At 64.8% G+C, this 22498-nt stretch carries 21 protein-coding genes and 1 pseudogene; 9 read left to right on the top strand and 13 right to left on the bottom strand.

The window, feature by feature from the left end:
* Positions 1-241: 241 nt before the first annotated feature.
* Positions 242-1228 carry a glycoside hydrolase family 6 protein gene (locus A5791_RS19265; protein WP_067240222.1) on the bottom strand — a complete coding sequence of 329 codons (987 nt, stop codon included), beginning with the start codon at positions 1226-1228 and terminating at the stop codon, positions 242-244.
* A gap of 76 nt (positions 1229-1304) precedes the next feature.
* Between A5791_RS19265 and A5791_RS19260 the strand changes: the two genes are divergently transcribed.
* Complete coding sequence (locus A5791_RS19260; protein WP_067240535.1) at positions 1305-3125, top strand: NAD(P)/FAD-dependent oxidoreductase; 1821 nt, start codon at positions 1305-1307, stop codon at positions 3123-3125.
* Between the two features lie 15 nt (positions 3126-3140).
* On the opposite strand, the gene A5791_RS19255 is transcribed toward A5791_RS19260, so the two are convergent.
* Complete coding sequence (locus A5791_RS19255) at positions 3141-4499, bottom strand: wax ester/triacylglycerol synthase family O-acyltransferase (RefSeq protein WP_067240220.1); 1359 nt, start codon at positions 4497-4499, stop codon at positions 3141-3143.
* A gap of 321 nt (positions 4500-4820) precedes the next feature.
* Between A5791_RS19255 and A5791_RS19250 the strand changes: the two genes are divergently transcribed.
* On the top strand, positions 4821-7616 hold the full coding sequence (locus A5791_RS19250) for a DUF2232 domain-containing protein (RefSeq protein ID WP_082967028.1): 2796 nt from the start codon (positions 4821-4823) through the stop codon (positions 7614-7616).
* Positions 7617-7649: 33 nt separating this feature from the next.
* Here the strand turns inward: A5791_RS19250 and A5791_RS19245 are convergent, their stop codons facing one another.
* On the bottom strand, positions 7650-8948 hold the full coding sequence (locus A5791_RS19245) for an enolase C-terminal domain-like protein (protein ID WP_067240218.1): 1299 nt from the start codon (positions 8946-8948) through the stop codon (positions 7650-7652).
* Between the two features lie 140 nt (positions 8949-9088).
* On the opposite strand from A5791_RS19245, the gene A5791_RS19240 reads away from it, so the two are divergent.
* Complete coding sequence (locus A5791_RS19240; RefSeq protein WP_082967019.1) at positions 9089-9757, top strand: response regulator transcription factor; 669 nt, start codon at positions 9089-9091, stop codon at positions 9755-9757.
* On the opposite strand, the gene A5791_RS19235 is transcribed toward A5791_RS19240, so the two are convergent.
* Positions 9746-11131, bottom strand: a complete 1386-nt coding sequence (locus A5791_RS19235) for a HAMP domain-containing sensor histidine kinase (RefSeq protein ID WP_067240216.1) — start codon at positions 11129-11131, stop codon at positions 9746-9748. The genes A5791_RS19240 and A5791_RS19235 overlap by 12 nt on opposite strands.
* A gap of 91 nt (positions 11132-11222) precedes the next feature.
* Positions 11223-11639, bottom strand: a complete 417-nt coding sequence (locus tag A5791_RS19230; RefSeq protein WP_156661509.1) for a hypothetical protein — start codon at positions 11637-11639, stop codon at positions 11223-11225.
* Between the two features lie 179 nt (positions 11640-11818).
* Between A5791_RS19230 and A5791_RS27775 the strand changes: the two are divergent.
* Positions 11819-12290, top strand: a pseudogene (locus tag A5791_RS27775) (hypothetical protein).
* Here A5791_RS27775 and A5791_RS19220 read toward each other — a convergent pair.
* On the bottom strand, positions 12280-12987 hold the full coding sequence (locus tag A5791_RS19220; protein WP_067240212.1) for a C39 family peptidase: 708 nt from the start codon (positions 12985-12987) through the stop codon (positions 12280-12282). The pseudogene A5791_RS27775 and the gene A5791_RS19220 sit on opposite strands and share 11 nt — an antisense overlap.
* A gap of 130 nt (positions 12988-13117) precedes the next feature.
* Here A5791_RS19220 and A5791_RS19215 point away from each other — a divergent pair, with 130 nt between their 5' ends.
* Positions 13118-13552: a DoxX family protein gene (locus A5791_RS19215; RefSeq protein ID WP_067240210.1), complete on the top strand. Its 435-nt coding sequence runs from the start codon at positions 13118-13120 to the stop codon at positions 13550-13552.
* Between the two features lie 59 nt (positions 13553-13611).
* The gene (locus A5791_RS19210; protein WP_067240209.1) at positions 13612-14409 is read left to right on the top strand and encodes an SDR family NAD(P)-dependent oxidoreductase; all 798 of its coding nucleotides are present in this window, start codon (positions 13612-13614) and stop codon (positions 14407-14409) included.
* Positions 14410-14419: 10 nt separating this feature from the next.
* Here A5791_RS19210 and A5791_RS19205 read toward each other — a convergent pair whose 3' ends face one another.
* The gene (locus A5791_RS19205) at positions 14420-14665 is read right to left on the bottom strand and encodes a hypothetical protein (protein ID WP_067240208.1); all 246 of its coding nucleotides are present in this window, start codon (positions 14663-14665) and stop codon (positions 14420-14422) included.
* A 264-nt stretch (positions 14666-14929) separates the two neighbouring features.
* On the opposite strand from A5791_RS19205, the gene A5791_RS19200 reads away from it, so the two are divergent.
* The gene (locus A5791_RS19200) at positions 14930-15577 is read left to right on the top strand and encodes an MspA family porin (protein WP_067240207.1); all 648 of its coding nucleotides are present in this window, start codon (positions 14930-14932) and stop codon (positions 15575-15577) included.
* 5 nt (positions 15578-15582) lie between these two features.
* Here A5791_RS19200 and A5791_RS19195 read toward each other — a convergent pair whose 3' ends face one another.
* From A5791_RS19195 to A5791_RS19180, 4 genes are all read right to left on the bottom strand, one after another.
* A complete protein-coding gene (locus A5791_RS19195; protein ID WP_067240206.1) occupies positions 15583-16881 on the bottom strand; it encodes an acyl-CoA dehydrogenase family protein in 1299 nt (432 codons plus the stop codon).
* A 16-nt stretch (positions 16882-16897) separates the two neighbouring features.
* Complete coding sequence (locus A5791_RS19190; RefSeq protein ID WP_369828102.1) at positions 16898-17674, bottom strand: enoyl-CoA hydratase/isomerase family protein; 777 nt, start codon at positions 17672-17674, stop codon at positions 16898-16900.
* Positions 17675-17814: 140 nt separating this feature from the next.
* The gene (locus A5791_RS19185) at positions 17815-18057 is read right to left on the bottom strand and encodes a DUF1918 domain-containing protein (RefSeq protein WP_067240204.1); all 243 of its coding nucleotides are present in this window, start codon (positions 18055-18057) and stop codon (positions 17815-17817) included.
* 85 nt (positions 18058-18142) lie between these two features.
* Positions 18143-18970, bottom strand: a complete 828-nt coding sequence (locus tag A5791_RS19180; RefSeq protein ID WP_067240203.1) for an oxidoreductase — start codon at positions 18968-18970, stop codon at positions 18143-18145.
* A gap of 71 nt (positions 18971-19041) precedes the next feature.
* On the opposite strand from A5791_RS19180, the gene A5791_RS19175 reads away from it, so the two are divergent.
* Together A5791_RS19175 and A5791_RS19170 are read left to right on the top strand one after the other, a co-directional pair.
* On the top strand, positions 19042-20322 hold the full coding sequence (locus A5791_RS19175; protein ID WP_067240202.1) for a CdaR family transcriptional regulator: 1281 nt from the start codon (positions 19042-19044) through the stop codon (positions 20320-20322).
* 127 nt (positions 20323-20449) lie between these two features.
* A complete protein-coding gene (locus A5791_RS19170) occupies positions 20450-20917 on the top strand; it encodes a 2,4'-dihydroxyacetophenone dioxygenase family protein (RefSeq protein WP_067240200.1) in 468 nt (155 codons plus the stop codon).
* 3 nt (positions 20918-20920) lie between these two features.
* Here A5791_RS19170 and ppk2 read toward each other — a convergent pair whose 3' ends face one another.
* Together ppk2 and A5791_RS19160 are read right to left on the bottom strand one after the other, a co-directional pair.
* Positions 20921-21799: a polyphosphate kinase 2 gene (gene ppk2 / locus A5791_RS19165; RefSeq protein ID WP_067240198.1), complete on the bottom strand. Its 879-nt coding sequence runs from the start codon at positions 21797-21799 to the stop codon at positions 20921-20923.
* Between the two features lie 30 nt (positions 21800-21829).
* Complete coding sequence (locus tag A5791_RS19160) at positions 21830-22495, bottom strand: nitroreductase family protein (protein ID WP_067240196.1); 666 nt, start codon at positions 22493-22495, stop codon at positions 21830-21832.
* Positions 22496-22498: the final 3 nt, after the last annotated feature.

The following is a 22498-nucleotide window of genomic DNA, read 5'->3' as shown; positions in this document are numbered from 1 at the left end:
GTTAGCGCGGCGCGCATGGCATCGGCGTCGGCTTCCCACCGACGGGTCGAGCCCTCCACGTCGGTGAACAAAAAGGTCACCACCCCGGTCGGGGCAACCCCCGTGGCCACCCGCACAGGATGTCACACAAAGCCCTGTTCAGGACTCCACTTCCGGCTGTTGACTGTGGGTCTGCGGCGCAAAAATGCGAGTTAGCGGCACCGTCAGCGCAGAGTCAGCGCCAGGAGCGCCGAGCGTCCTACTAGCTCGCCTTGCGCGCGAGCTGGATAGCGAACTGATCCACGAAGGTGCCCGCCGGCGGATCACCTTTGCCACAGGACCCGTCGGATTCACCTGGACGTTTGATCCACAGGTAGGCGTCGGCGTGTGCGCCCCCGGTAGACGCGGTCGGCGGAGTGCCCAGTGCCCGGCCGCCGGGGTTGCACCAATTGAGCGCGGAGTCGGGCGCAGGTCCGGCGCCGTTGCGCGATGTGTCGATCACGTAGTGCGAACCGTTCGTGAGCCCCGAAATGGCCTCGCCGTAACCGATTTCATCCTCGGTGGTGAAGAAGTTCGCCGTATTGAGGCTGAAACCCCTCGCATGATCGACGCCGGCGCTCTTGAGCCTGCCGGCCATGTCCTCCGCGCTGTGCCAACGCAAGTGACCAGCGTCGATGTACACCGCCGCGGCCGGATTACGCGTCAAGGTATTGACGGCGTAGCGAATCAAGTCGAAGCGTTCTTGGCGCTGATCGGCAGATAGACAGTCGGCCATGGCGAGCGCATCGGGTTCGACGATGATCGCCACCTTCGAACCGCCCACCCCGGATGCGATGCCATCGATCCACGCGCGGTAGTCGTCGCCCGTCGCCATCCCACCCGCAGCGAAGCTGCCACAGTCGCGGTGGGGGATACCGTAAATCGTCAGCACCGGGATGGCGCCGGCGGCTTGCGCGTCGCCGGTGTACTTCCCGACCGTGCCTGCCGAAGCGCCCGGCACGATCCAGTACGCCTGCGGCGTGTTGGCGACGGCGGTCAGCTCGGGACTCGGCGGATTGGCATGCTGCGCGGCGCGCATAGCCGCCGAGGTCGGGTTGACGTAGAAGGGCATGCCGGCCAACGGGTTGGCTTCGTCGACCAAGCGCATCGTCGGGGCGGGACCGACAAGAGGACTCGTGGCGGCAACGGCAGCAATTGTCAGGAGGGGAGCGATCCACCGCGCGACGGCACCAGCAGCTGAGAACATCACCCCAGGGAAATTAGTGCTCCGGAACCGTGAGCGCCAATTGCCGACGGCAGGTGGTCCCGCGAGTAGCGTGCTGCACATGACCCGGCAGTTGGATGCGGCGGCCGTCGCGCAATCACCAGAGGCCCGTGTTCAGGCCTGGCTGGACGAATTCGAGTCCGCGTGCGCGGCCCGCGACGTCGACCGCGTGGTGGCGAAGTTCGTCCCGGACAGCATCTGGCGTGATCTGGTGACGTTCACCTGGAACATCAAGACCGTGGAAGGCCGCGACGGCATCGCCGACATGTTGCGCGCGCGGCTCGCCGACACCGACCCGATGGGTTTCCGCATTCGGGAAACGCCAGCCGACGACGGCGACGGCGTGACTTCGGCGTTCATCGAATTCGAGACCGCCGTCGGCCGGGGTACCGGGCATCTGCGGCTCAAGGGCGATCTCGGATGGACCCTGCTGACCGCGCTCGACGAGCTCAAGGGCCACGAGGAGCCGGTGGGTTCTCGTCGCTTGCGCGGCGCCGTACACGGCCCCGACCACGACGGCCGGTCGTGGGCGCAGAAGCGTGCGGAACAGGAGGCGTCGCTGGGCTATTCGCAGCAGCCCTACGTGGTGGTCGTCGGTGGCGGGCAGGGCGGCATCGCGTTGGGTGCTCGGCTGCGCCAGCTCGGGATCCCCGCCATCGTCGTCGACAAGCACGCCCGTCCGGGCGACCATTGGCGCAAACGGTACAAGACGCTGTGCCTTCATGATCCGGTGTGGTACGACCACTTTCCGTATCTGCCGTTCCCCCCGAACTGGCCGGTGTTTTCGCCGAAGGACAAAATCGCCGACTGGCTGGAGTTCTACACCCGCGTCATGGAGATCCCGTACTGGACCTCGGCGACGTGCCTGTCGGCGTCATTCGACGACCAGGCAAAGCAGTGGACGGTAGAGGTTGACCGCGACGGCGAACGGCACACCCTGCGGCCCACCCACCTGGTGCTGGCGACAGGAATGGCCGGCAAGCCAAACGTGCCAGAGCTTCCCGGCCAGAACGTCTTCCGCGGAGATCAGCATCATTCGAGCCAGCACCCCGGCCCGGACCGCTTCGCGGGCAAACGCGCCGTGGTGATCGGCTCCGGCACCTCGGCGCACGACATCTGTAAAGCCTTGTACGAGAACGGCTCCGACGTCACCATGGTGCAGCGCGCGTCCACCCTCGTCGTCACGTCAGACGCAGTTCTGGAAATCGGGCTCGGTGGACTTTACTCGGAACAAGCGGCGGCCGCCGGTATCACGACCGAGAAGGCTGACCTGACGGTCGCATCGCTGCCGTACCGAATTATCGCGGACTTCCAGCGGCCGATATCGGACGCAATGCGGCTGCGGGACAAGGATTTATACGATCGTTTGGAAAGGGCCGGCTTCCGCCTGGACTTCGGCGACGACGACTCCGGCCAATTCATGAAGTACCTGCGCCGCGGCGGCGGCTTCTACATCGATGTCGGTGCGTCCGACCTGATTTGCGACGGCAGCATCAAGCTATGCCACGGCGGGGTCGAACGACTGACCGAGCAGTCGGTCATTCTGGACGACGGCACGGAACTGCCCGCCGACCTCGTTGTCTACGCCACCGGCTTCAGATCGATGAATAGCTTTGTGGCCGATCTCATCGGGCAGGACGTGGCCGACAAAGTCGGCAAGGTGTGGGGCCTCGGCTCGGGCACCTCGCAAGACCCGGGACCGTGGGAAGGCGAGTTGCGCAATCTGTGGAAGCCGACCCAGCAGGAGAATTTGTGGTTCCACGGCGGCAACCTGCACCAATCACGGCACTACTCGCTCTTCCTCGCCCTGCAACTCAAGGCCCGCTACGAAGGCATCCCCACGCCGGTGTACGGCTTGCAGGACGTGCACCACGTGAGCTAGTGCCGCAACGTGTTTTCACACCCCGAGGGCACGCTCCAAATCTTTGAGGGACGACTCCAGGTGCTCCAGCAGCCGCGAAAGATGCGGCACACTGCGGCGGCAGGCCAGCAAACCGAAATCGAGGTGGCCGGCCCTGTTGATAAAGGTGATGTTAAGAGCCTGCCCGTTTGTGAGGTGAGACAGCGGATAGCTGCCGTCCAGTCGGGCGCCGCCGGAATACATTTGCTCAACAGGTCCTGGCACATTCGAGATGACGAGGTTGAAGGGTGGCGGCGTCGTCGACACGAAGCCCGGCACATCTCCCAGGCCCAGTGGAACTATGCTCATCGCCGACAAGGCCACAACCTGCGCGCGGGGCAGTTCGCCCAGTACTTTCTTGTTGCCCCGCATGGCCGCGGCGATGATCTCAATCCGTTGTGCGGGGTCATCGATGTCGGTCGCCAGATTGCACAGGATGGCGCCGACCTTGTTGCCGCTGCTGCCGTCGTCTGCCGCCGGGCGCAGGCTCACCGGGACCAAGGCGATCAGTGGCGTGTCCGGCAGCGCCTCCTGCTCGAGCAGGTAGTACCGCAACGCTCCGGCACACATCGCCAGCACTGCGTCGTTGAGGCTCACCCCGGCGGCTTTCTTGACCCGCAGCACACGCTCCAGCGACCACGACTGAGCTGCGAACCGGCGGGCGTCGGCGATCTTGACGTTGAACATGGTGCGCGGTGCCGCGAAGGGCAGGGTCAACTGTTGCTCGACGAGGGCCCCACGGGCGAGCTTCAACGTTGAAGACGGAAGTCCCGCAACAGATCCCGCCATTTTGCTCAGCGAGCCCAGTACGGACGAGCGATCTGTCGGGGGGCGCTCGAGTTGCGGCACGGTCCACATCGCCCGCACCTGGGTCTCGAATGGGTCGGCCGAGTATGCGCGCTCCAATAGTTTCGCTCCCGCGGCGCCGTCGATCAGAGAGTGGTGCACCCTGATGTACACGCCGAAGCGACCATCGTTGAGCCCCTCAATCACATACGCGTCCCACAGCGGACGGCGCCGATCGAGCAAGGTGGAATGCAGCTTGGCGGTCAGCTCGAGCAGGTCACGCACTCGACCCGGCGACGGCAGCGCCACCCGCTGCACGTGGTAGTTGACGTCGATCTCGTCGTCGTAGGTCCACGCCAGAATATCGAGCCCAGGCACGATCCTGGCGGGACGCTTACGGAAGGTGGGCTGGATTGGTTCGTCGGCAATCAGGGCGCCAGTAAAATTCCGGACGAACTCCGGACCCGCACCCTCCGGTGGCTTGAACAACGACAAGCCGCCCACGTGCAGGGGGTGCTCACGTGATTCGGCGATCAGATACAGCGAGTCGGTGGGCACCATCAATTCCATCCACCCATTAGACCCCGCCAGCAAATTCGGTGCCCAGGTTTTGGCTCAGCCTGGCCTAGCCGCCAAAGAACTTTGCGGGCGCGGACCGCGCCGCCTTCTTTCTCAGCGGCGTCTCAGCGACCCGCTTATACACTGGCGCTCCCATGCCTGAGAGGGGTTTCTTTTTCCAGCAGGCACAACCGGTTGGGGGTCGATTAAGCGATGCGGCAAACGATTTCGGCGTGCTATCGGGATGATCTCGAGGACCGTCGCGCGTTACCGGCGGACGGACTTCGCCGGGCTCGGTCGCTACCACCCAACGAACTGGCGCAGGCATCGGTGATGGGCGCCTTATGCGCGGCCATCGCGATCATCACCGTCGTCCTCCCGCACGCAGGCGGACTGGGACTGCTGGGCACCGTGCCGATGGGCTTGCTGGCCTATCGGTATCGAATCCGCGTTCTGATTACCGCGACCGTCGCCGCCGGCGTGATCGGCTTCCTGGTAGTCGGTGTGAGCGGCTTCGGCGCGGTCGCGCTGTGCGCCTATGTCGGCGGGCTGGCCGGAATCGTGAAACGACGCCGTCGCGGCACGCCCACCGTGCTCGCGGTGTCCGTCGGCGCCGGTGCTGTCGTCGGTGCCGTGGGGGTTGTCGCATTGACCGTCCTGACCAAGCTCCGGCAGCTGGTATTCCACACGATCACCGCCACGGTGGATGGAGTCGCGACGCTCGTCGCGCGGGTGCCCCACCTGCAGACGATCGCGCAGGAGCTCAAGCGGTTCTTCGCCGAGGGACTCAATTACTGGCAGTGGCTCGTGCTCGGATATGCCGTCGTCGCGATCGTGGGCGCCTCCATGATCGGTTGGTGGACGCTGTCCCGGGCGCTGGAACGGCTCCGCGTCGTTCCCGATGTGCACAAGCTCGACGCGTCCGTTGGCAGCGGGCCAATTCAGCCGGTCCCGGTGCGGCTGGACCAGGTACGCCTGCGCTACCCCCACACCGACCACGACGCACTGCGCTGCGTCAGCCTGGACCTGCGCGCCGGCGAACACGTCGCAATAACCGGTGCCAACGGGTCGGGGAAAACCACACTGATGCTGGTGCTCGCCGGCCGCGAACCGACATCGGGCGCCGTGGAGCGGCTCGGCGCCGTGGGTCTGGGCGAGATCGGTGGCACCGCCGTCATCATGCAGCACCCGGAAAGCCAGGTACTGGGCACGCGAGTTGCCGACGACGTGGTCTGGGGCCTAGCGCCCGGCAAGACCACGGATGTCGACCGATTACTCCGCGAGGTTGGGCTGGACGGCCTCGCCGACCGCGACACCGGCGGCCTGTCCGGCGGTGAACTGCAGCGCCTGGCCGTGGCCGCGGCGCTGGCGCGGGAGCCGGCACTGCTCATCGCCGATGAGGTGACCAGCATGATCGACCAGCGGGGCCGGGACGCTCTGCTCGACGTGCTGTCCAACCTGACCAACCGTCATCAGACCGCGCTGGTGCACATCACCCACTACAACAACGAAGCCAATTACGCCGACCGCACAATCAACCTCAGCGACTCGCTCGACAACACCGCCATGGTCGAGACCGCGGCCGCGCCGGCGCCGACCGTTGCGACGGGCCGCCAGTCCCATGCGCCGGTGCTCGAACTGGCAGGCGTGGCCCACGAATACGGCAGCGGCACCCCATGGGCGCAGACCGCGCTGCGTGGTATCAGCTTCACTGTGTACGAAGGCGACGGGCTGCTGATCCACGGCGGCAACGGCTCCGGTAAGTCGACGCTGGCGTGGATAATGGCGGGGTTGACCATGCCCACGTCCGGCACCTGTCTCCTCGACGGGCGGCTCGCCGCTGAGCAGGTCGGCGCCGTCTCGCTACAGTTCCAAGCGGCCCGGCTGCAGTTGATGCGCAGCCGTGTCGACCTGGAAGTGGCGTCGGCGGCGGGCTTTTCGCCTGACGACCACGTCCGGGTGACAGCAGCGCTGGCCGCCGTCGGCCTGGATGCCGCGCTGGCGAAGCGGCCCATCGATCAGCTCAGCGGCGGCCAGATGCGCCGCGTAGTCCTGGCCGGCCTGCTGGCGCGGTCGCCTCGGGTGTTAATTCTCGACGAGCCGCTGGCCGGACTGGACGCCGCCAGCCAGCGCGGTCTTGTTCGGCTGCTAGCGGCTCGGCGCCGCGCGACCGGTCTGACCGTGGTGGTCATTTCGCATGACTTCGCGGGGCTCGAGGAGCTTTGCCCGCGCACCCTGCACCTGCGTGACGGCATGCTGGTGCCGCCGCCGGCTCTTGCCGGGGGGCAGGCCCGAAGCCATGACGTGGCCGCGACCGCGCCGGCCAAACACCCGGCCCGCCGCTCGCCGCGCCCGATCGTGTTGCTGCGCCCGGTGCCCGGGCGATCCCGTATTCACCAGCTGTGGGCAGGAACTAAATTGCTTGCTGCACTGGGCATCTCGGCGTTCTTGACGGTCAACCCGGGCTGGGTGGCGATCGGGCTGATGGCTGCGCTGGTACTGGCCGGAGTGTGGGTCGCCAGGATTCCCCGAGGGGCCCTGCCCTCGGTCCCGCGCTGGTTGTGGATTCTGCTGGCCATCGTCGGTACCACTGCGGCATTCGCCGGCGGCAGTCCGCAGATACATTTGGGCCCGCTCTCGCTCGGACTCGGCGGCCTGCTGGACTTCCTGCGCATCGGCACGCTGTCGATCGTGTTGCTCGGCCTGGGCGCGCTGGTGTCGTGGACCACCAACGTCGCCGAAATCGCGCCGGCGGTAGCCACTTTGGGGCGCCGTCTGCGGCCGCTGCGGATCCCGATCGACGACTGGTCTGTTGCCTTGGCGCTCGCGCTGCGCACCTTCCCGATGCTTATCGACGAATTTCGGGTGCTTTACGCTGTGCGCCGGATGCGGCCCAAACAGACACCGGGAAGCCGCAGGGCCCGTCTGCGGCAGCTGGTCGCAGAAGTGATCGACCTGGTCGTCGCGGTCATCACCGTGACATTGCGGCGCGCGGACGAGATGGGCGATGCGATCACCGCCCGCGGCGGTGCCGGTCAGCTCTCGGCTGCCCCATCGCGCCCGAAATTCGCTGATTGGCTGGCACTTTCGATCGTTTTCGCGGTGTGCGTCGCCGCCCTGCTAGCTTAGAGCGCGTCGAACGTGAAGGATCTGCACGCGGGGTCAGAATCGCACCAAGGCCGGCACATCCGCCAGCCCGCAGTTCGGGATTCGCTCGGCCGCCCGCAACAGGAAGTTGAGCTTCTCGATGCGCTCGCCGGATCGTGGCGCGCCGTTTTTCTGAAACGGTGTCCCTAATCCCACCGCCAGGTCCATCACGACATCGTCGATGACACCGCCCGACCGGCCCGACGGGATCGCCAGAATACCGTTCTCCGAAGCGTATTCGAAGCAATCCAGCGCCTCAGCGATGGTGCCCACTTGATTGGGCTTCAGGATGAACCCGTCGACGGCGGAAAGCTCCACTGCCCGTTGCAGGCGATCGCGGTTGGTGACGATCAGATCGTCACCGAGAATGATTGCTCGGTCGATGGTTTCGACCGCCTTGGTGAAACCGTCCCAGTCGTCGGCGTCGAGCAGGTCCTCGATGAACACCATCGGGAAGTCCTCTGACAGTGTCCGTGCGTAGTCGATCAATGCCTCCGCCGTCACCCGCTGTCCGTTGAGTGGGTAAGTGTGTGTGCGCTTGTCGTACATCTGGCTAGACGCACAATCCAGCGCGAACGCCATGACGTCGGCGCTGCCGGCGCGCTCAACGGCTTCGGAAAGCACCTCCATGACCACCCGCGGGTCGCTGGACGGTGCGACATAGCCGTACGACGATGCGAGCTGCGGCGGCCGGCCGAGGCGGTCGGTGAGCACATCACCCAGGACACTGAACAAGCGCACCCCCAGCTCGACCGCCGACTCGATCGAGCCGGCGCGGTACGGCACGACGAGAAACTCTGAGAAGGCCTGGAACGTCTCCCCGTAGCGGCCACCGTTGATCATGTTGAAAGTGGGCACCGGCACGGTGGTCGGCCGTTCGCGTCCCAGCAGTGCGCCGACGTAGGAGTAGGTGGGCATGCCCGCCGCCGCGGATGCCGCTCGCAGCAGCGCGACCGAGGTGGAGTAGATCGCGTTTCCGCCGAGCCGATGCTTGTCGTGCGTGCCGTCGAGTTCGATCATGATCCGATCCAGAGTTCGCGGATCGTCGAGCTCGGCGCCCACGAGAGCGCAAGCAATTTCGTCGCGCACTGCCGAGACGGCGCGGTGCACGCTCAGCCCGTCGTACTCTGCGCTGTTGCCGTCGCGCAGCACGAACGCCTCGTGCAAGCCGACCGAACTGCCGGTCGGCGATGCGCCTCGACCGACATGGCCGGTGTCGGTAGCGATTTCAACCTCTACCAACGGACGCGCCTTGCAGTCCAGCAGCTGACGGGCAACGACAGATGCGATCCGGGGGCGGGCCCTTCTGAACATGGCAGCGCCAGCGTAGGAGAGCCTCGCTGAGACGTCGCTGAGAAAACTCGCGGGTTCGGTGTTCTCCGCCGAGGGCAGGCGCTGCAGAATCAGATCATGCGTCGCAGCGCGTGTGCGCCGGAGAATCGAGGAGTGGCGCGGTGAAGGTTCTACTCGTCGAGGACGAGGACCGCCTGTCGTCCATGGTGGCGAAGGGCCTACGCGCCGAAGGCTTTGTCGTGGTCACTGCCGCAAATGGCGACGATGGCCTGCACGAAGCCCTGGAGAACGATTTCGACGTCATACTCCTGGACATCATGTTGCCCGGCCAAAGCGGTTACGAAGTACTGCGCAGGATGCGCCGCGCCAAGGTGTGGACTCCGGTCATCATGCTGACCGCCAAGGACGGCGAGTACGACCAGACCGACGCATTCGACTTGGGCGCTGACGATTACCTGACCAAGCCGTTCTCATTCAAGATCCTGGTCGCCCGGCTGCGGGCATTGGTGCGGCGCGGTGCGCCGGAACGCCCGACGGTTCTCACCGCGGGCAGGTTGTCGCTGGACCCGTCCCGGCGCCTGGTCACCCGCGATGGCACTGAGATCTCTTTGACAGCACGCGAGTTCGGCGTCTTGGAGTACTTGATCCGCAACAAGGACGTGGTGCTCACCAAATCCGACATCCTGGCCAACGTGTGGGACGTCAACTACAGTGGGCCGGCCAACGTGGTGGAAGTCTACGTTGGCTATTTGCGGCGCAAGATCGATACCCCGTTCGGTACCAACAGTATTGAGACGATACGGGGCGTCGGATACCGGCTATTGCCCTGACGGGATCGTAACGGTGATGCGGGCGCCCCCACCCGGCCGATCGCTGATGGTGATGCTGCCGTGGTGTGCGCGGACGATTTCCGCGACGATCGCCAGCCCGAGGCCGCTGCCGCCGCTTTGGCGTGATCTATCCGTGTCGAGGCGCACGAAGCGGTCGAACACCCGATTGCGCTCGGCCTCCGGTATGCCCGGGCCGTCGTCGGCGATGACGAACACGACTTGGCCTTTGACGCCGTTGGCTTCGTGTACCGACAGCTCGATTCGCGAAGCGGCGTGACGGGCAGCGTTGTCGGCGAGATTGCGCACCATGCGTGCCAGCGCGGCCTCGTCACCGATCACCCGGGTGCGCCCGTCGATGTCGGTGTCGATCGCCAGCGTGGTTTCGCGGCGCAGCCGCGCGGCCGCCGACTCGACGATGTCGGCGAGGCGCACCTCCTCGGTGGGTATCGCCAAACCTATCTCGTCAGCGCGGGCTAATAACAGCAAGTCCTCCACCAGCACCTTCATCCGATGCGCCTCGGGCAGCAAAGTGCTTGTGGCCATGTCGATGTCGAGCAGCTCGGGATGTGATTCGACGAGCTCGAGCGCATAGATGATGGTGGTCAGCGGACTGCGCAACTCATGGGAAGCGTCGCCGACAAATTGACGCTGCGCCAGGTGACCTGCCTCGACACGCTCGAGCATCGCGTTCATCGTCCCGGCCAGCGCCGCGATCTCGTCACGACTTTCGGGCACCGGAACGCGCTCGGACAGATCCGACACCGAAATTTCGGCGACGCGACTACGAATCGCATCCACCGAGCGCAGCGAGCGTTTGACGAGCGCATAGCTGCCAAAGGTCGCCACCGCGATCATGAGTGGGGAAACCGCCGCCAGCAGAATCGCCACCGTGCGAACGATGCCTTCGACCGCTTCGCTGGCACCGCCCACCACGACGGTGTAAGTGCCGGCAGGGGTGCCAACGGTCTGACCGGCCAGGCGCATGTCATCACCCGGTGAAACATCGTCGGGCAGGCCTGATTTAAGTGTGGGGCCGAATAGTCCCGCGGGCGCCAACGCCGAGGTCGGCGCCCCCGACGATCTGCGCACCACGTGCCCGTCGCCGTCGACAACCTGCACCGCCGCCACCCGCTGGTTCGTGGTCATGAGGCTCTCGTCGAGCTGAGCGGGAGCTTTTACTCGAAGAGCGGTGACGATATCGGTGACCCGGGCGCCCGTGGCGTCGTCGACGCCGGAAAGCAACAAGAAGTAAAGCAAGGCCAGCAGGCCGGCGGTTGCCAAGGCGAGCGCGGCAAGGACCACCGCCGCGGATACCGCCGCTGCGCGGGTGGCAATGCCCCAATAGCGCGGCCGTAGACGTACGAACACGTTCACGTGCTGGGCCCTTCCCGAGCAGTTCTGCCCTCAGTTTGCCGGTGGGCTGCTGAGAAGACGCTGAAGGGCCGCAGCGAGCGCTGGCGCGCGACTAGCCGGGAATCTGGTATGCGCACCGACCCGGCGAGTGCTCGGTGAGCGGGACAGGCTTGCCGTCCACCGTGATCACGCAGTCGTGGGTGCCGTTGTGGTCGGTCCAGTTCAACGCCAGATATGGGCTTCCGGTCACCTTCACCGTCTGCGACCAGGGCAGCGGCACCCAGGTGTTGGTGTTCGCCGGATACACCGGAGTCCCGGGGTCGGGGATGATCGAGAAAGCGTCACCGGCGCCGGTGACTTGATAGGTCACGGTGTGATGCGAGTCGGCGGCGGCCGTGGGCAACATGCTCTGCGGTGCGGCGGCCGCAGCGAAGGCGGCTGCTGCCAGCAAACCAGCCAATGCTCTCGGCCGCCGGACCCGTGACGGTAGCCGAAGTATGCCTGCGGTGGGTGCGGCCGAGCTGTTCATTGTTAACTCCTTTGTCCTGCGGCGCGAGCCGCTGACGAGCGGGTATGTTGTCAGGTTGACTGGGTGTGACGATACACAGCAAACCAAAGCTTTGGGGACGGTTTCGCTGTCGACGGGTGCCGGCGAACCCGGCCGGGCACACCCGTCTTCTTGGCAGCGCGGCAACCTATTCTCGCTCTATGACTCCTGGTGTCTTGCGCCGATCGTCGATGCGCTTCGATGTCAGCGACGTGGTCGGCGAGGAAGCATCGTTGGCGGCGACCTACTATTCGGCGCGCACTCAAGGTCCCGTCGGCGCCGTACTGGTCTGCCTGCCCAGCGGCACCTACCGCCGCGACTACTGGGACCTCAACGTTGCGGGACACCGTGGATACAGCTTCGCCGAATTCGCCACCGAGAACGGCTACGCCGTCCTGACCATCGATTCGTTGGGCACCGGAGAGAGCTCGAAACCGTTGCGCGACTTCGGTTTCGCCGATTGATGTCTCACCAGATCCACGCGCCGAGGCCGGGTTGTATTCCTGCAGCCCCGAGATCACCACGGTCATCCTGGACGGCAGCGCGCACTGCCACAGCATGTCGTCCAGCCGGCACCAGTTGTGGCGCCCGCTGCTCGGCTGGACGGGAACGGTAAGCGCAGTCAGTCGGTGACTGTCATCTGGTCGCCGCTGCTGGCCCATGATCGGGCGAAGACGTCGATGGGTACCTGCTCATCGCGGCCCGTGACGCTGCCGCTGTCGTTGAGGTGCACAGTGCCCGCCGCGATGTCGATGCCGGTCACCACGACGGCATGGTTGGCGTCGGGCGCGCCGCTGCGGGTCTTGGTCTGCACGGGCCTGCCCCAGATGAGTTCGGCGTTGACTGCGACGATCACCTTGCGGCCCTTGGCCAGGGCCTGTTCGAGCACATCCATCCCCGTGGGAGCACCGCCCTTCGGGCCGTCGTTCATGTAGGAGTTCACGGCGTGGATGCCGTAGTGGGCAAGCAGCGCCGGTTCATCGGCAAACGAAGTGCCTTGCGCGGGCCGGTTTTTCGTGGGCTTGGTATACATCGGTCCCTTGTGCACCGTGCTGGGAGACGAGTGCGCGACGGCGACAATCGCCTCCTCGGTCGGTTGGTCGCCAGTCAGCTGACCCACCACGTCGGCGACCGCCATCGGCACGCAGTCGTCGTCGTACTCCTGGTGCCGCCAGAACCGGGCGGCCGCTGCGGGATCGCCGTAGAGCGTGCCCCTGGCTTCCGCTGGGCTCGGCGAGTAGGGCCCGGCGTGGGCTGTGCCCGGCGCCAAACCCAGTCCCAGCGCTGTGGCGATCGCGAGGCCCGCGGTCCTGATGCCGGTGCCCATCATGGTGTGTCCTCATCCAAGCGCGCTGTGGCGGACCGCCTGCCCGGGGAGGGGGTTGCTGCCCGAAAGTTGGCAAGAGTGTACGGAATAGCCGCACCGGATCCGGGTATTTCGCAGCCCTTAAAGTTGGATCGTGATCAAAACTCTGACACCACGCGTAGCCCGCTACACACCGGCCGTGATCAGCCTGTTCCGATTTGTCTACGGCCTGCTGTTCGCCGGATACGGCTCGAACATCATCTTCGACTGGCCCGTGCCGCCTCCGTATGCAATCGAAGTCGGATCCTGGCCGGGATGGTATGCCGGACTGATCGAACTGATCACTGGCCTTCTGATCGCGGGCGGCTTGTTCACCCGGGCGGCCGCGTTCATTGCCTCGGGACAAATGGCGGTCGCCTACTTCTGGATTCATCAACCTCGGGCGCTGTGGCCGATCGGTGATCCGCCGGGCGGCAATGGCGGGGCATTGGCGATACTCTTCTGCTTCGGTTTCTTTTTGCTGGTCTTCATCGGTCCGGGCGCTTATTCGATCGATATGGTGCGCACCCGGAAAACGTTGCGAGCCTGACGAAACTCCTTGCTTCGCAATGCCTTAGGGAATCCATCCGCTGACAAGGAGGCCAGACGTTGAGTGACGATCGGTGTGACGGGAAGGTGGCACTGGTCACCGGAAGCAGTCGCGGGCTGGGCAAGGCGATCGCGGCGCGGCTTGCCGCACGCGGCGCCACGGTGGCACTGACCGCACGCACCCTGGACCCCGATCCCAAATATCAGGGTTCCCTGCAGCAGACCGTCGACGAGATCACCGCCGCCGGCGGCCGGGCCGTCGCCATCCAGGCGGACCTATCCAAGGCCGAAGAGCGTGAAAGGCTTTTCGCCGAAGTGGTCAACGCAGTCGGCGCCCCCGACATTCTGGTCAACAACGCCGCAGTGACATTCCTGCGTCCGCTTGACGAGTTCCCGGACCGGCGTGTCCGGCTGATGATGGAGATGCATCTTTTCGGGCCATTGCACTTGATCCAGTTGGCGATTCCGAAGATGCGCGACCGCGGCCGGGGCTGGATTCTGAACGTCACCTCCGTGGGTGGCGATCTGCCGCCGGGGCCACCGTTCTCCGACTTCGACCGCACCGCCGGGTTCGGCATTTACGGAACGGCCAAAGCGGCACTCAACCGCTTGACGAAAAGCCTTGCCGCCGAACTCTACGACGACGGGATCGCGGTCAACGCCGCCGCGCCGTCGAATCCGGTAGCCACTCCCGGGGCGGGCACCCTCGATCTGGCCAAGACCGACACCGAAGACATCGAACTGATCACCGAGACCGCTCTGCGGTTGTGCACCTGTGATCCGAAGACGATGACCGGGCGCATCGCGCACACCCAGTCGTTCCTTGCCGAAGTGGGCTGGTCGAAACCGAACGGATGAGATCGGCGACTCACCGGCAGCGGACGAAGAGGTTCTGGCAATACATTCCGACACCGTCCCAGTCCAGTCCAGGACCGCCTTCGTCCTGTGTATCCACCACCAGTGCCGGAGTCTCCGCTACCAGCTGCTCGATTGGATCCGGGCCCGGCATAGGGTCGATGTCTGGGTCGGCTCGCGCCACGCCGGTGCCGCCTAAGAAGGTGAACAGACCGATCGCACCGGCAACCAGTCCGCGAGCGCACGCACGAGACTTCATCGTCGCCTTCTTCGTTTGCCGTGCATCAATGCCACGATTCTACGCCTCGGCAATCGGAGTGACGAAAGATTGCTGGCCAGGCACGCAAGGCCGCCCGTCCCAAGCATTCGGCACACATATCGCGTACCTATTACGAACGCGCAACAACTTCAGTTTGTTAGCCAGCAAATTTCGCGCCGCGAATCGGACAGTGCATACGGTGGCGCCGTGAGGCCGATTCACGTGGTCGTTCGTCGTGCTCTGGTTGTCTCCGTTTGCCTCGTCATGTCGGTGGCAACGGCGCCTTGCACCGGTGCTGACCCCAACTCTGCGCCCGCGCCCCCGGATGCGGCATTGCCGGCCGACGGGCGAGTGGCGTCCAACCCGCCGGCAACCGTCAACACTCCCGACGGATGGACCTTGGCGCTCGGAGCAAAGGATGAAATGCAGGTTCCCGTTGCGCCGTTGACAACTGCGGTATCTTCCCGGGAATACCTGTCCAGCGGAATATTCGTCGCGTCGCTGAGGGGACCAGAATTGGCTCGGGGCTCGCTGGAGGTGGGCTACCAAATCGGCTGTGGAATCGACATGAGCACCTCCAACGGTGTCACGATGGGTGGTAACGCCGGCGTCGCCCCGGGCGTCACGCCGACATTCGACACCACCGGTACCTTGCCGCCGCTGCTGCCGTTTGTCACCACGCCGGTCAACGGTGTGATGACCGTGGGCATGAAACCCGGCCTCGTGATCGCGGTGCCGGTGGTCAAGAAACAGTTCAAGGGCCCCGACCCCTGGGTCATGATCTCCAACTTCCACATCAAGATCGACGGATGTGTGGGCCAGTCGTTCATTCGCTCCTATGCGACGCTGACTCGAATCACCGATCAATCCGACGTGGTGCTGTCCTATGTCGGTGTCACCAAGGCGGTCTGAGCCGACTATTGCCGGGCAATGCCCGCCAGCTTGTCGGCGAACTTCGCTTCCGCAGCCTCGCGCAACCGCAGGAGGTGTTCGGAGGGAAACAGATCCGGCGCAGCGGGGCGGTCTTTGAGCAGCAGGCGGGCCAGCGTCACCTTGTGCACCTCGGTCGGACCGTCGGCCAGGCCGAGTACGAACGACTCCACCAGGTACTGCACAAAGGGCATTTCGTGCGTGGTACCCAGCGATCCGTGCAGTTGCAGCGCACGTGACGACACGTCGTGCAGCACCTTCTGCATCATCGCCTTCACCGCCGAGATGTCAGCACGAACCGCCTTGTAGTCGTTGAATTGGTCTATCTTCCAGGCTGTTTGAAGGGTCAGCAGGCGAAAGGCCTCGATCTCCATCCAGGAGTCGGCGACCATCTCCTGCACCAGTTGCTTGTTGGCCAGTACCTCGCCCTGGGTATAGCGCGACACCGCGCGCTCACAGATCATGTCGAAGATGCGCCGTACCAGCCCGACCGTCCGCATGGCGTGGTGAATTCGGCCGCCGCCCAGGCGGGTTTGCGCGACGACGAACGCCCCGCCGCGCGGACCGAGCATGTGATCGTCTGGCACCCGGACGTTCTCGTAGCGGACGTAACCCTCACGGCCACCGCCGCTGAGTGGCTGATACCCGAGTCCGACGTTGCGCAACACGTTGATACCCGGGGTGTCTCCGGGCACGACGAACATCGAGTAGCGCTGATACGGCGGTGCCTCCGGGTCGGTCATGGCCATCACGATGATGAACGAGGCCATCGAGGCGAACGACGAGAACCACTTCTCGCCGTTGATGATCCAGTGGTCGCCGTCTTGAACGGCGTTGGTGCGGAATACTTTCGGGTCCGCACCGCCCTGCGGCTCGGTCATCGAAAAGCAGGACACGATGCGGTTGTCCAGCAACGGCTCGAGGTAACGCTCCTTGAGCTCGGGTGTGCCGTAGTGGGCGAGGATTTCGCTGTTGCCGGAATCTGGTGCTTGCGAGCCGAAGACGATGGGCGCGCACTCCGAGCGGCCCAAAATCTCGTTGAGCAGCGCCAGCTTCACTTGGCCGTAGCCGGGACCACCCAGATGCGGCCCGAGGTGGGTGGCCCATAGGCCACGCTCTTTGACGATCTCCTGCAGCGGCGGGATGAGGGCTTGGCGAACCGGGTCGTCGAGGTCGTGAGATTCCTTGACGATCAGGTCGATCGGCTCGCATTCGGTGTGCACGAAGTCTTCCACCCACTCGAGCTGCTGCGCCCATTGTGGGTCAGTGGAGAAATCCCACGACATCTGTCGTCCTCTCTGATCATGAAGACCACTTCTTGCGGCGTCCGGCAGCGTCGTCGGTAGCATGGGAGAGCACTTGGTTTCGGTTCTCCAGTTCCAGCGCGGACGACAGGCTGGCCGCGTCGGTGTTGACTTGCAGGGCCCGCTTGGTCAGCTGCACACCCAGCGGAGCGAGACCCGCGACCAGCGTCGCCAACTCCACCGCACGGTCGATCAACCGGTCGGGCTCGACGATTTCGCTGACCAGACCACGGCGATCGGCTTCCTGCGCCGATACCGTCCGGCCGGTAAGCATCCAGTCGGCGGCCACGCTGGTGCCGACGATGCGGGGCAGGTGATAGCTCATCCCCATCTCGGCGCCCGAGAGACCGAGGAGGATGGCCGCGTTGCCGAAAGACGCTGTCGCCGAACAGATCCGGATATCTGATGCCAGACACAGCGCGAATCCGGCTCCGACGCACGGACCGTTGACCGCGGCGATGACGGGCTGCGGCAGCTGACGGATGGCCTCGGTGAGGGCCGCCATGCTCTCCTGGAAGCGCATCCGATCCAGTGCGGGCGCGGTGGCTTCCGGGGCACTGGCTCCGAAATCGCGCAGGTCGATGCCGGCGCAGAAGCCGCGGCCGGCGCCGGTTAAGACGACGGTACGCACCGACCGATCGGCGGCCAAATCGCTTAAGGCTGACCGTAATTCGCCCTGCATCGCCTCGTTGATGGCGTTGAGACGCTCTGGCCGGTTGAGCTGCAGCATGGCGACGCCGTCGCGCGATCGGTCGAGACCGACTGTGTCCCACACGACCGATCTCCTTGCATCGCCGTCCATGGATCAGAAGCGATCGTAATATGTTTCTCGTCTGAGGAGAATAGTGTTCTCCGACCGGGCGAATTGATTACCGGGATGTCCCGTTCTGTGGGTTCGGCGCTGGCGAGGCGACGCTATTTCGGCCCGTGCCCGGCCCGCGCCGCGGCACGCCGCGCGGACTCGGTGTGTTCGGCGGCGGTCACGACGACCGCGTCAGAGCCGGGGTACACCGTCGCCTCGTGCCCGGTCACCAGCCACCGCACGACGTACGGCGGCGAACCGTCTTCCGAACGCACCTCGATGATTTCCGCATGTTGATCGTGTCGTTCCGTGGTCGTGCCTTTGACCACGAGGAAATCGCCGACCTGGGCCTTCATCGCCCGCTCCCTTCTCGATCCTGTGAGATCGCGGACCCCTCCATGGTGCGCGCGTTAATCCCTCAACGGAAGCGTCTGCCTGGTGTCAGTCGAAGTCGGTGGCGGTGGTGACCGCCTCCCATTTGGTGATCTCTTTCGCACGGCGATCGGCGATGTAGCGGTAGGCAATCAGTGCGTCGGGTCCCAGCAGCAGGAATGACGGCGGATCGGTTGCCTCGGCCACGCCGATGATCGCGGCGGCGGCCTTGGCGGGGTCGCCGGACTGAGTTCCGTGCATGATGTCGTTCTCTTTGCGCCGCTTTCCGGCGGTGCCGTCGTAGTCGTCGATCCTCGTCGGCGACTCGATGAGCGAGCGTCCGGCGAAGTCGGTCCGGAATGCGCCCGGCTCAACGACTATCACCGAGATACCGAGCGGCGCCAGCTCGCCGCACAGGGCTCCGCTGAGGCTTTCGACGGCGGCTTTGGCCGCCGAGTAGTAGCCGGATCCCACCGGGGTCAGCTGCACGCCGATCGACGAGATGTTGACTATGGCGCCGCTGCGGCGGGCCCGCATTCCGGGCAGGACCGCCTTGATCATCGCGACGGTGCCGAAGAAGTGCGTCTCGAACAACTCGCGGACCTGCGCGTCGTCCCCCTCTTCCACCGCGGCCCGGTACCCGTACCCGGCATTGTTGACCAGCACGTCGACGCTGCCGAACCGGTCTTCGGCCTGCTGCACGGCGGCAGTGATCTGATCGGGTTTGGTGACGTCCAGTGCGACGGCGAGCACCCGCTCGGGTTCGCTGTCGGCTAGGTCTGCCACCTTGTTGACATCGCGGGCGGTGACGACGGCGTTGTGGCCGGCGTCGATCACGGCTTCGGCCAGCGCGCGGCCGAGTCCGGTCGAGCAGCCTGTGATGAGCCAGGTGGACATGGCGTTAGTCCTTCCAGTCGGGGGCCCGCGGTCGTTGTGCCGGCAGCACAACCAGATTAGATTTTGCCGACATGGAGCCCCGGTGGCCACCCCTGCAGGATCCGATCGCCCGCGATGCATGGAACGAGGTGCTGAAGCCCGTCGCCGCTGAGTTGCAAACGTGCGCACCGCAATTGGCTGTTCGCATAGTCGAGCGCTTACAGGCTGAGCTGCCGAAGATAGTTCCCGACGCGTCGGCCGTGGCCGAACAGCTCGCCAGCGTCGAAGCCATTCTCCGCCAAATCGCTCAGTGCATCGAAATCGGCGACGACCCGCGTCGATTCGACATTGCGCCGCCAACCGCCGTCATCGCCCGCTCTGGCGTGCAACGGAACACTCCGCTCAACGAGCTCCTTCGTTCCGTGCGTCTGGGGCAGCAGCACACGTGGCAATGGCTGTTCGAGCGGATAACCGCGAACTCGCCGATGGCCGCGCAGCCCAGGGCGCTCGATTTGGCAACCAACTTGCTGTTCGCCTATTGCGACGCGTTCCTGGTTCAGGCTGAACATCTCTACGAAACCGAACGGGAGGCGTGGCTGCGAGGTGCCGCCGCTGCGCGCGCCGGGGCGGTTGACGACATTCTCGCCGAACGCGAAGACGACCCGCAGCGGGCGTCGAAGCGGTTACGCTACGACATTAATCGCCATCATGTCGGCGTCAGCGCGTGGCTGGAGACGGCGCGTGACGACCATGACGCGCAAACGCTTACCGAGGCGCTGACCCAGCTCACGCGTACCGTCGCTGCACAAAGCAACTTGGTCCACCCAGCCGGTGCCATCGCTATTGCGGCCTGGCTCAGCCGGCCACAGCCGTTTACCACCAACGACTTGGATGTAGCGCACATTTGCAGCAAAACTTCTCTACCGGAAGGCGTTTCGGTGGCCATCGGTGAACCTGGATGGGGGATGGGCGGTTTTCGCCGCACTCACTTCGAGGCCTCGCACGCTCACCGGGTGGCGTTGTTGCTCGGCGACCGCGCCCCCGCGGTGACACGCTACCGCGATGTCGCCGTCGCGGCGCTCGCCAGCGCAGACGGCGAGCATGCGGTGGCGTTCGTCAAACGCATCTTGGGTCCGTTGGCCGCCAATGACGAAGGGACGTATCGGATCGCGACCACCCTCGCGGCCTATCTCGAGGAAAACCGGAGTCCCGCCAAAGCCGCGCAACGGCTTACGGTGCATGCCAACACCGTCAGCTACCGGGTCCACCAGGCTGAAGAACTTCTCGGCCGCCCGATCGACACCAATTCCCTCGACCTGTCGGTCGCGCTAGCGCTGTTACCCGCGATGCGCGGGCTGACGACGCAGCGGTGAGGAACTGTGCGCACAGCACAAGCGGATGGCCCAACTTTGTTGCGGGGCCCCGAGCGTATTCGCCACCGCCTCTCCTAACGTCTGGGACCAGCCCTTAGTGGGCCACACCGAGACGAGGAGAAGGTTCATGGAAACTCTGCAAGAGCTCGACGTCAATTACATGAGCGGCGCCGATAACCCGTGGGTACCGTTTACGCCACTCAGCGACCGAGTCTTCCTGAAATACTGGAAGATCGACCCGGTGCGTGCGGAGATCATCGTCTCGATGAAGATTCCCGCCGACGTGGAACTGGGGACGCATTACCATACCGGCATTGTCGTGGCGCACACAGTCAGCGGAGCCTGGCGCTACAAGGAAAGCAGTTGGATCTCGCGTGCCGGCGACACCCTCTACGAAGTTGCGGGATCCTCACACACTCCCGAAAGCTTCGAGGACACAGAGGTTTTCTTCTACATGGTCGGGGAATTGCTCTTTCTCGATCAGGACAACAAGATCCTCTGGCAGGAAAACCCCAAGACGTCCATCGATCGCTATACCCGCTACTGCGCGGACAACGGCATCCCGACCCGCGACCTCACCAGTTGGGACGCCTGACTCTCAGTCGGCCAAGGCCCGGCCCACGATTCGTGGATCCGGCTCGCCGACAACCTCATCGTCCTTGTCGGCGTAGTCGGATTTGGCGAGGACGTAGCGCATGGCGTTGATCCGGGCTCGTTTCTTGTCGTTGCTCTTGACCACAATCCAGGGTGCGACGTCGGTATCGGTCGCTTCGAACATGGCTTCTTTCGCCGCGGTGTAGTCGTCCCACCTGTTCACCGACTCGATATCCATCGCCGAGAACTTCCATTGCCGAACCGGGTCGACCAATCGGACGGCGAACCGGGTGCGTTGCTCGGCGGGGGAAATCGAGAACCAGAACTTGGTGAGGCTGATGCCGTTGTCGACCAGCATCCGTTCGAATTCTGGTGCCTGCTCCATGAATTCGCGGTATTGATCGTCGGTGCAGAATCCCATCACCTTCTCGACGCCCGCGCGGTTGTACCACGACCGGTCGAACAGTACGATCTCACCGCCGGCAGGCAGATGGGTGATGTAGCGCTGGAAATACCACTGCGTTTGTTCGCGCTCGCTGGGCTTCTCCAACGCCACCACCCGGGCGTGGCGTGGATTGAGATGCTCCATGAACCGCTGAATGGTGCCGCCCTTGCCCGCCGCGTCACGACCCTCGAACACGACCACATGCCGGGTGCCGGTGGCCTGGCTGTGCTTCTGCAGCTTCAGCAACTCGATTTGCAGCCGCCGCTTCACGTGTTCGTATTCGTCGCGCGGCATTCTGTGGTCGTAGGGATATCCCTCTCGCCACGTGTCGATGTTGTTGCCGTCCTGGTCGCACAAGACCGGGTCGTCTTCGTCCTCGTCGATGACGGTGTAGCCGTGTTCCGGCGTCGAAAGGGCTTCCAGATCTATCTCTTTCATCTATTTAAGCTATCAGCGCCACGGACTGCATCAGTCGTCGAATGCGGCGCCGTCGAACCGTTCGCGGGTGACGAACTGCCCGATCGGCTGGCGGCGCAACTTGGTCAGCTGCCGGGCAGGCCTGCCGAGCGGTACCAACGCGGCGACCGCGTGCGTGTCAGGGATTCCCAGCAGTTGACGAACTTGCGCCTCCTCGGCGATCGCCATCGTCGTGATGGTGCCGCCATAGCCCTCGTTTCGGGCGGCCAACAAGATGTTCCACACCAGGGGATACACCGACGCGCCGGCGGCCAGTCCGACGCGGTCCAGTTCTTGATCGATAGCCGCCACGACGCCCAGGTCCACGGAGACGACGAGCACCACCGGGGCATGCAAGAACGGCGCAACGAACGCTTCGGGAATCTCCGTGGTATCGATGACGCCTTGCGAAACTGAGCTGGGATGTATTGAGTTCCAAGGTTTTTCACCGGCATTCAGCTGGGCGAAGTAGCGACGGGCGGCACCGGCGCCCAACTCGGCCAACCGGCGACGGGCGTCGGCGTCACGCACCACGGTGATGTGGGCGCCTTGACGGTTGCCGCCGCTCGGGGCGAACCGGGCGTTGTCGAAGATCCGCCGCAACATGTCGTCGGGCAGGTCGTCCCCGGTGAACTCACGCGCCGCGAACGTTGTTCGCATGACGTCGTAGAGCTCCATGGT

This window comes from Mycobacterium sp. 852002-51163_SCH5372311 (assembly GCF_001667115.1).
In the GTDB taxonomy this organism is placed as follows: domain Bacteria; phylum Actinomycetota; class Actinomycetes; order Mycobacteriales; family Mycobacteriaceae; genus Mycobacterium.
This window is presented reverse-complemented; position numbering and strand designations above follow the sequence as displayed.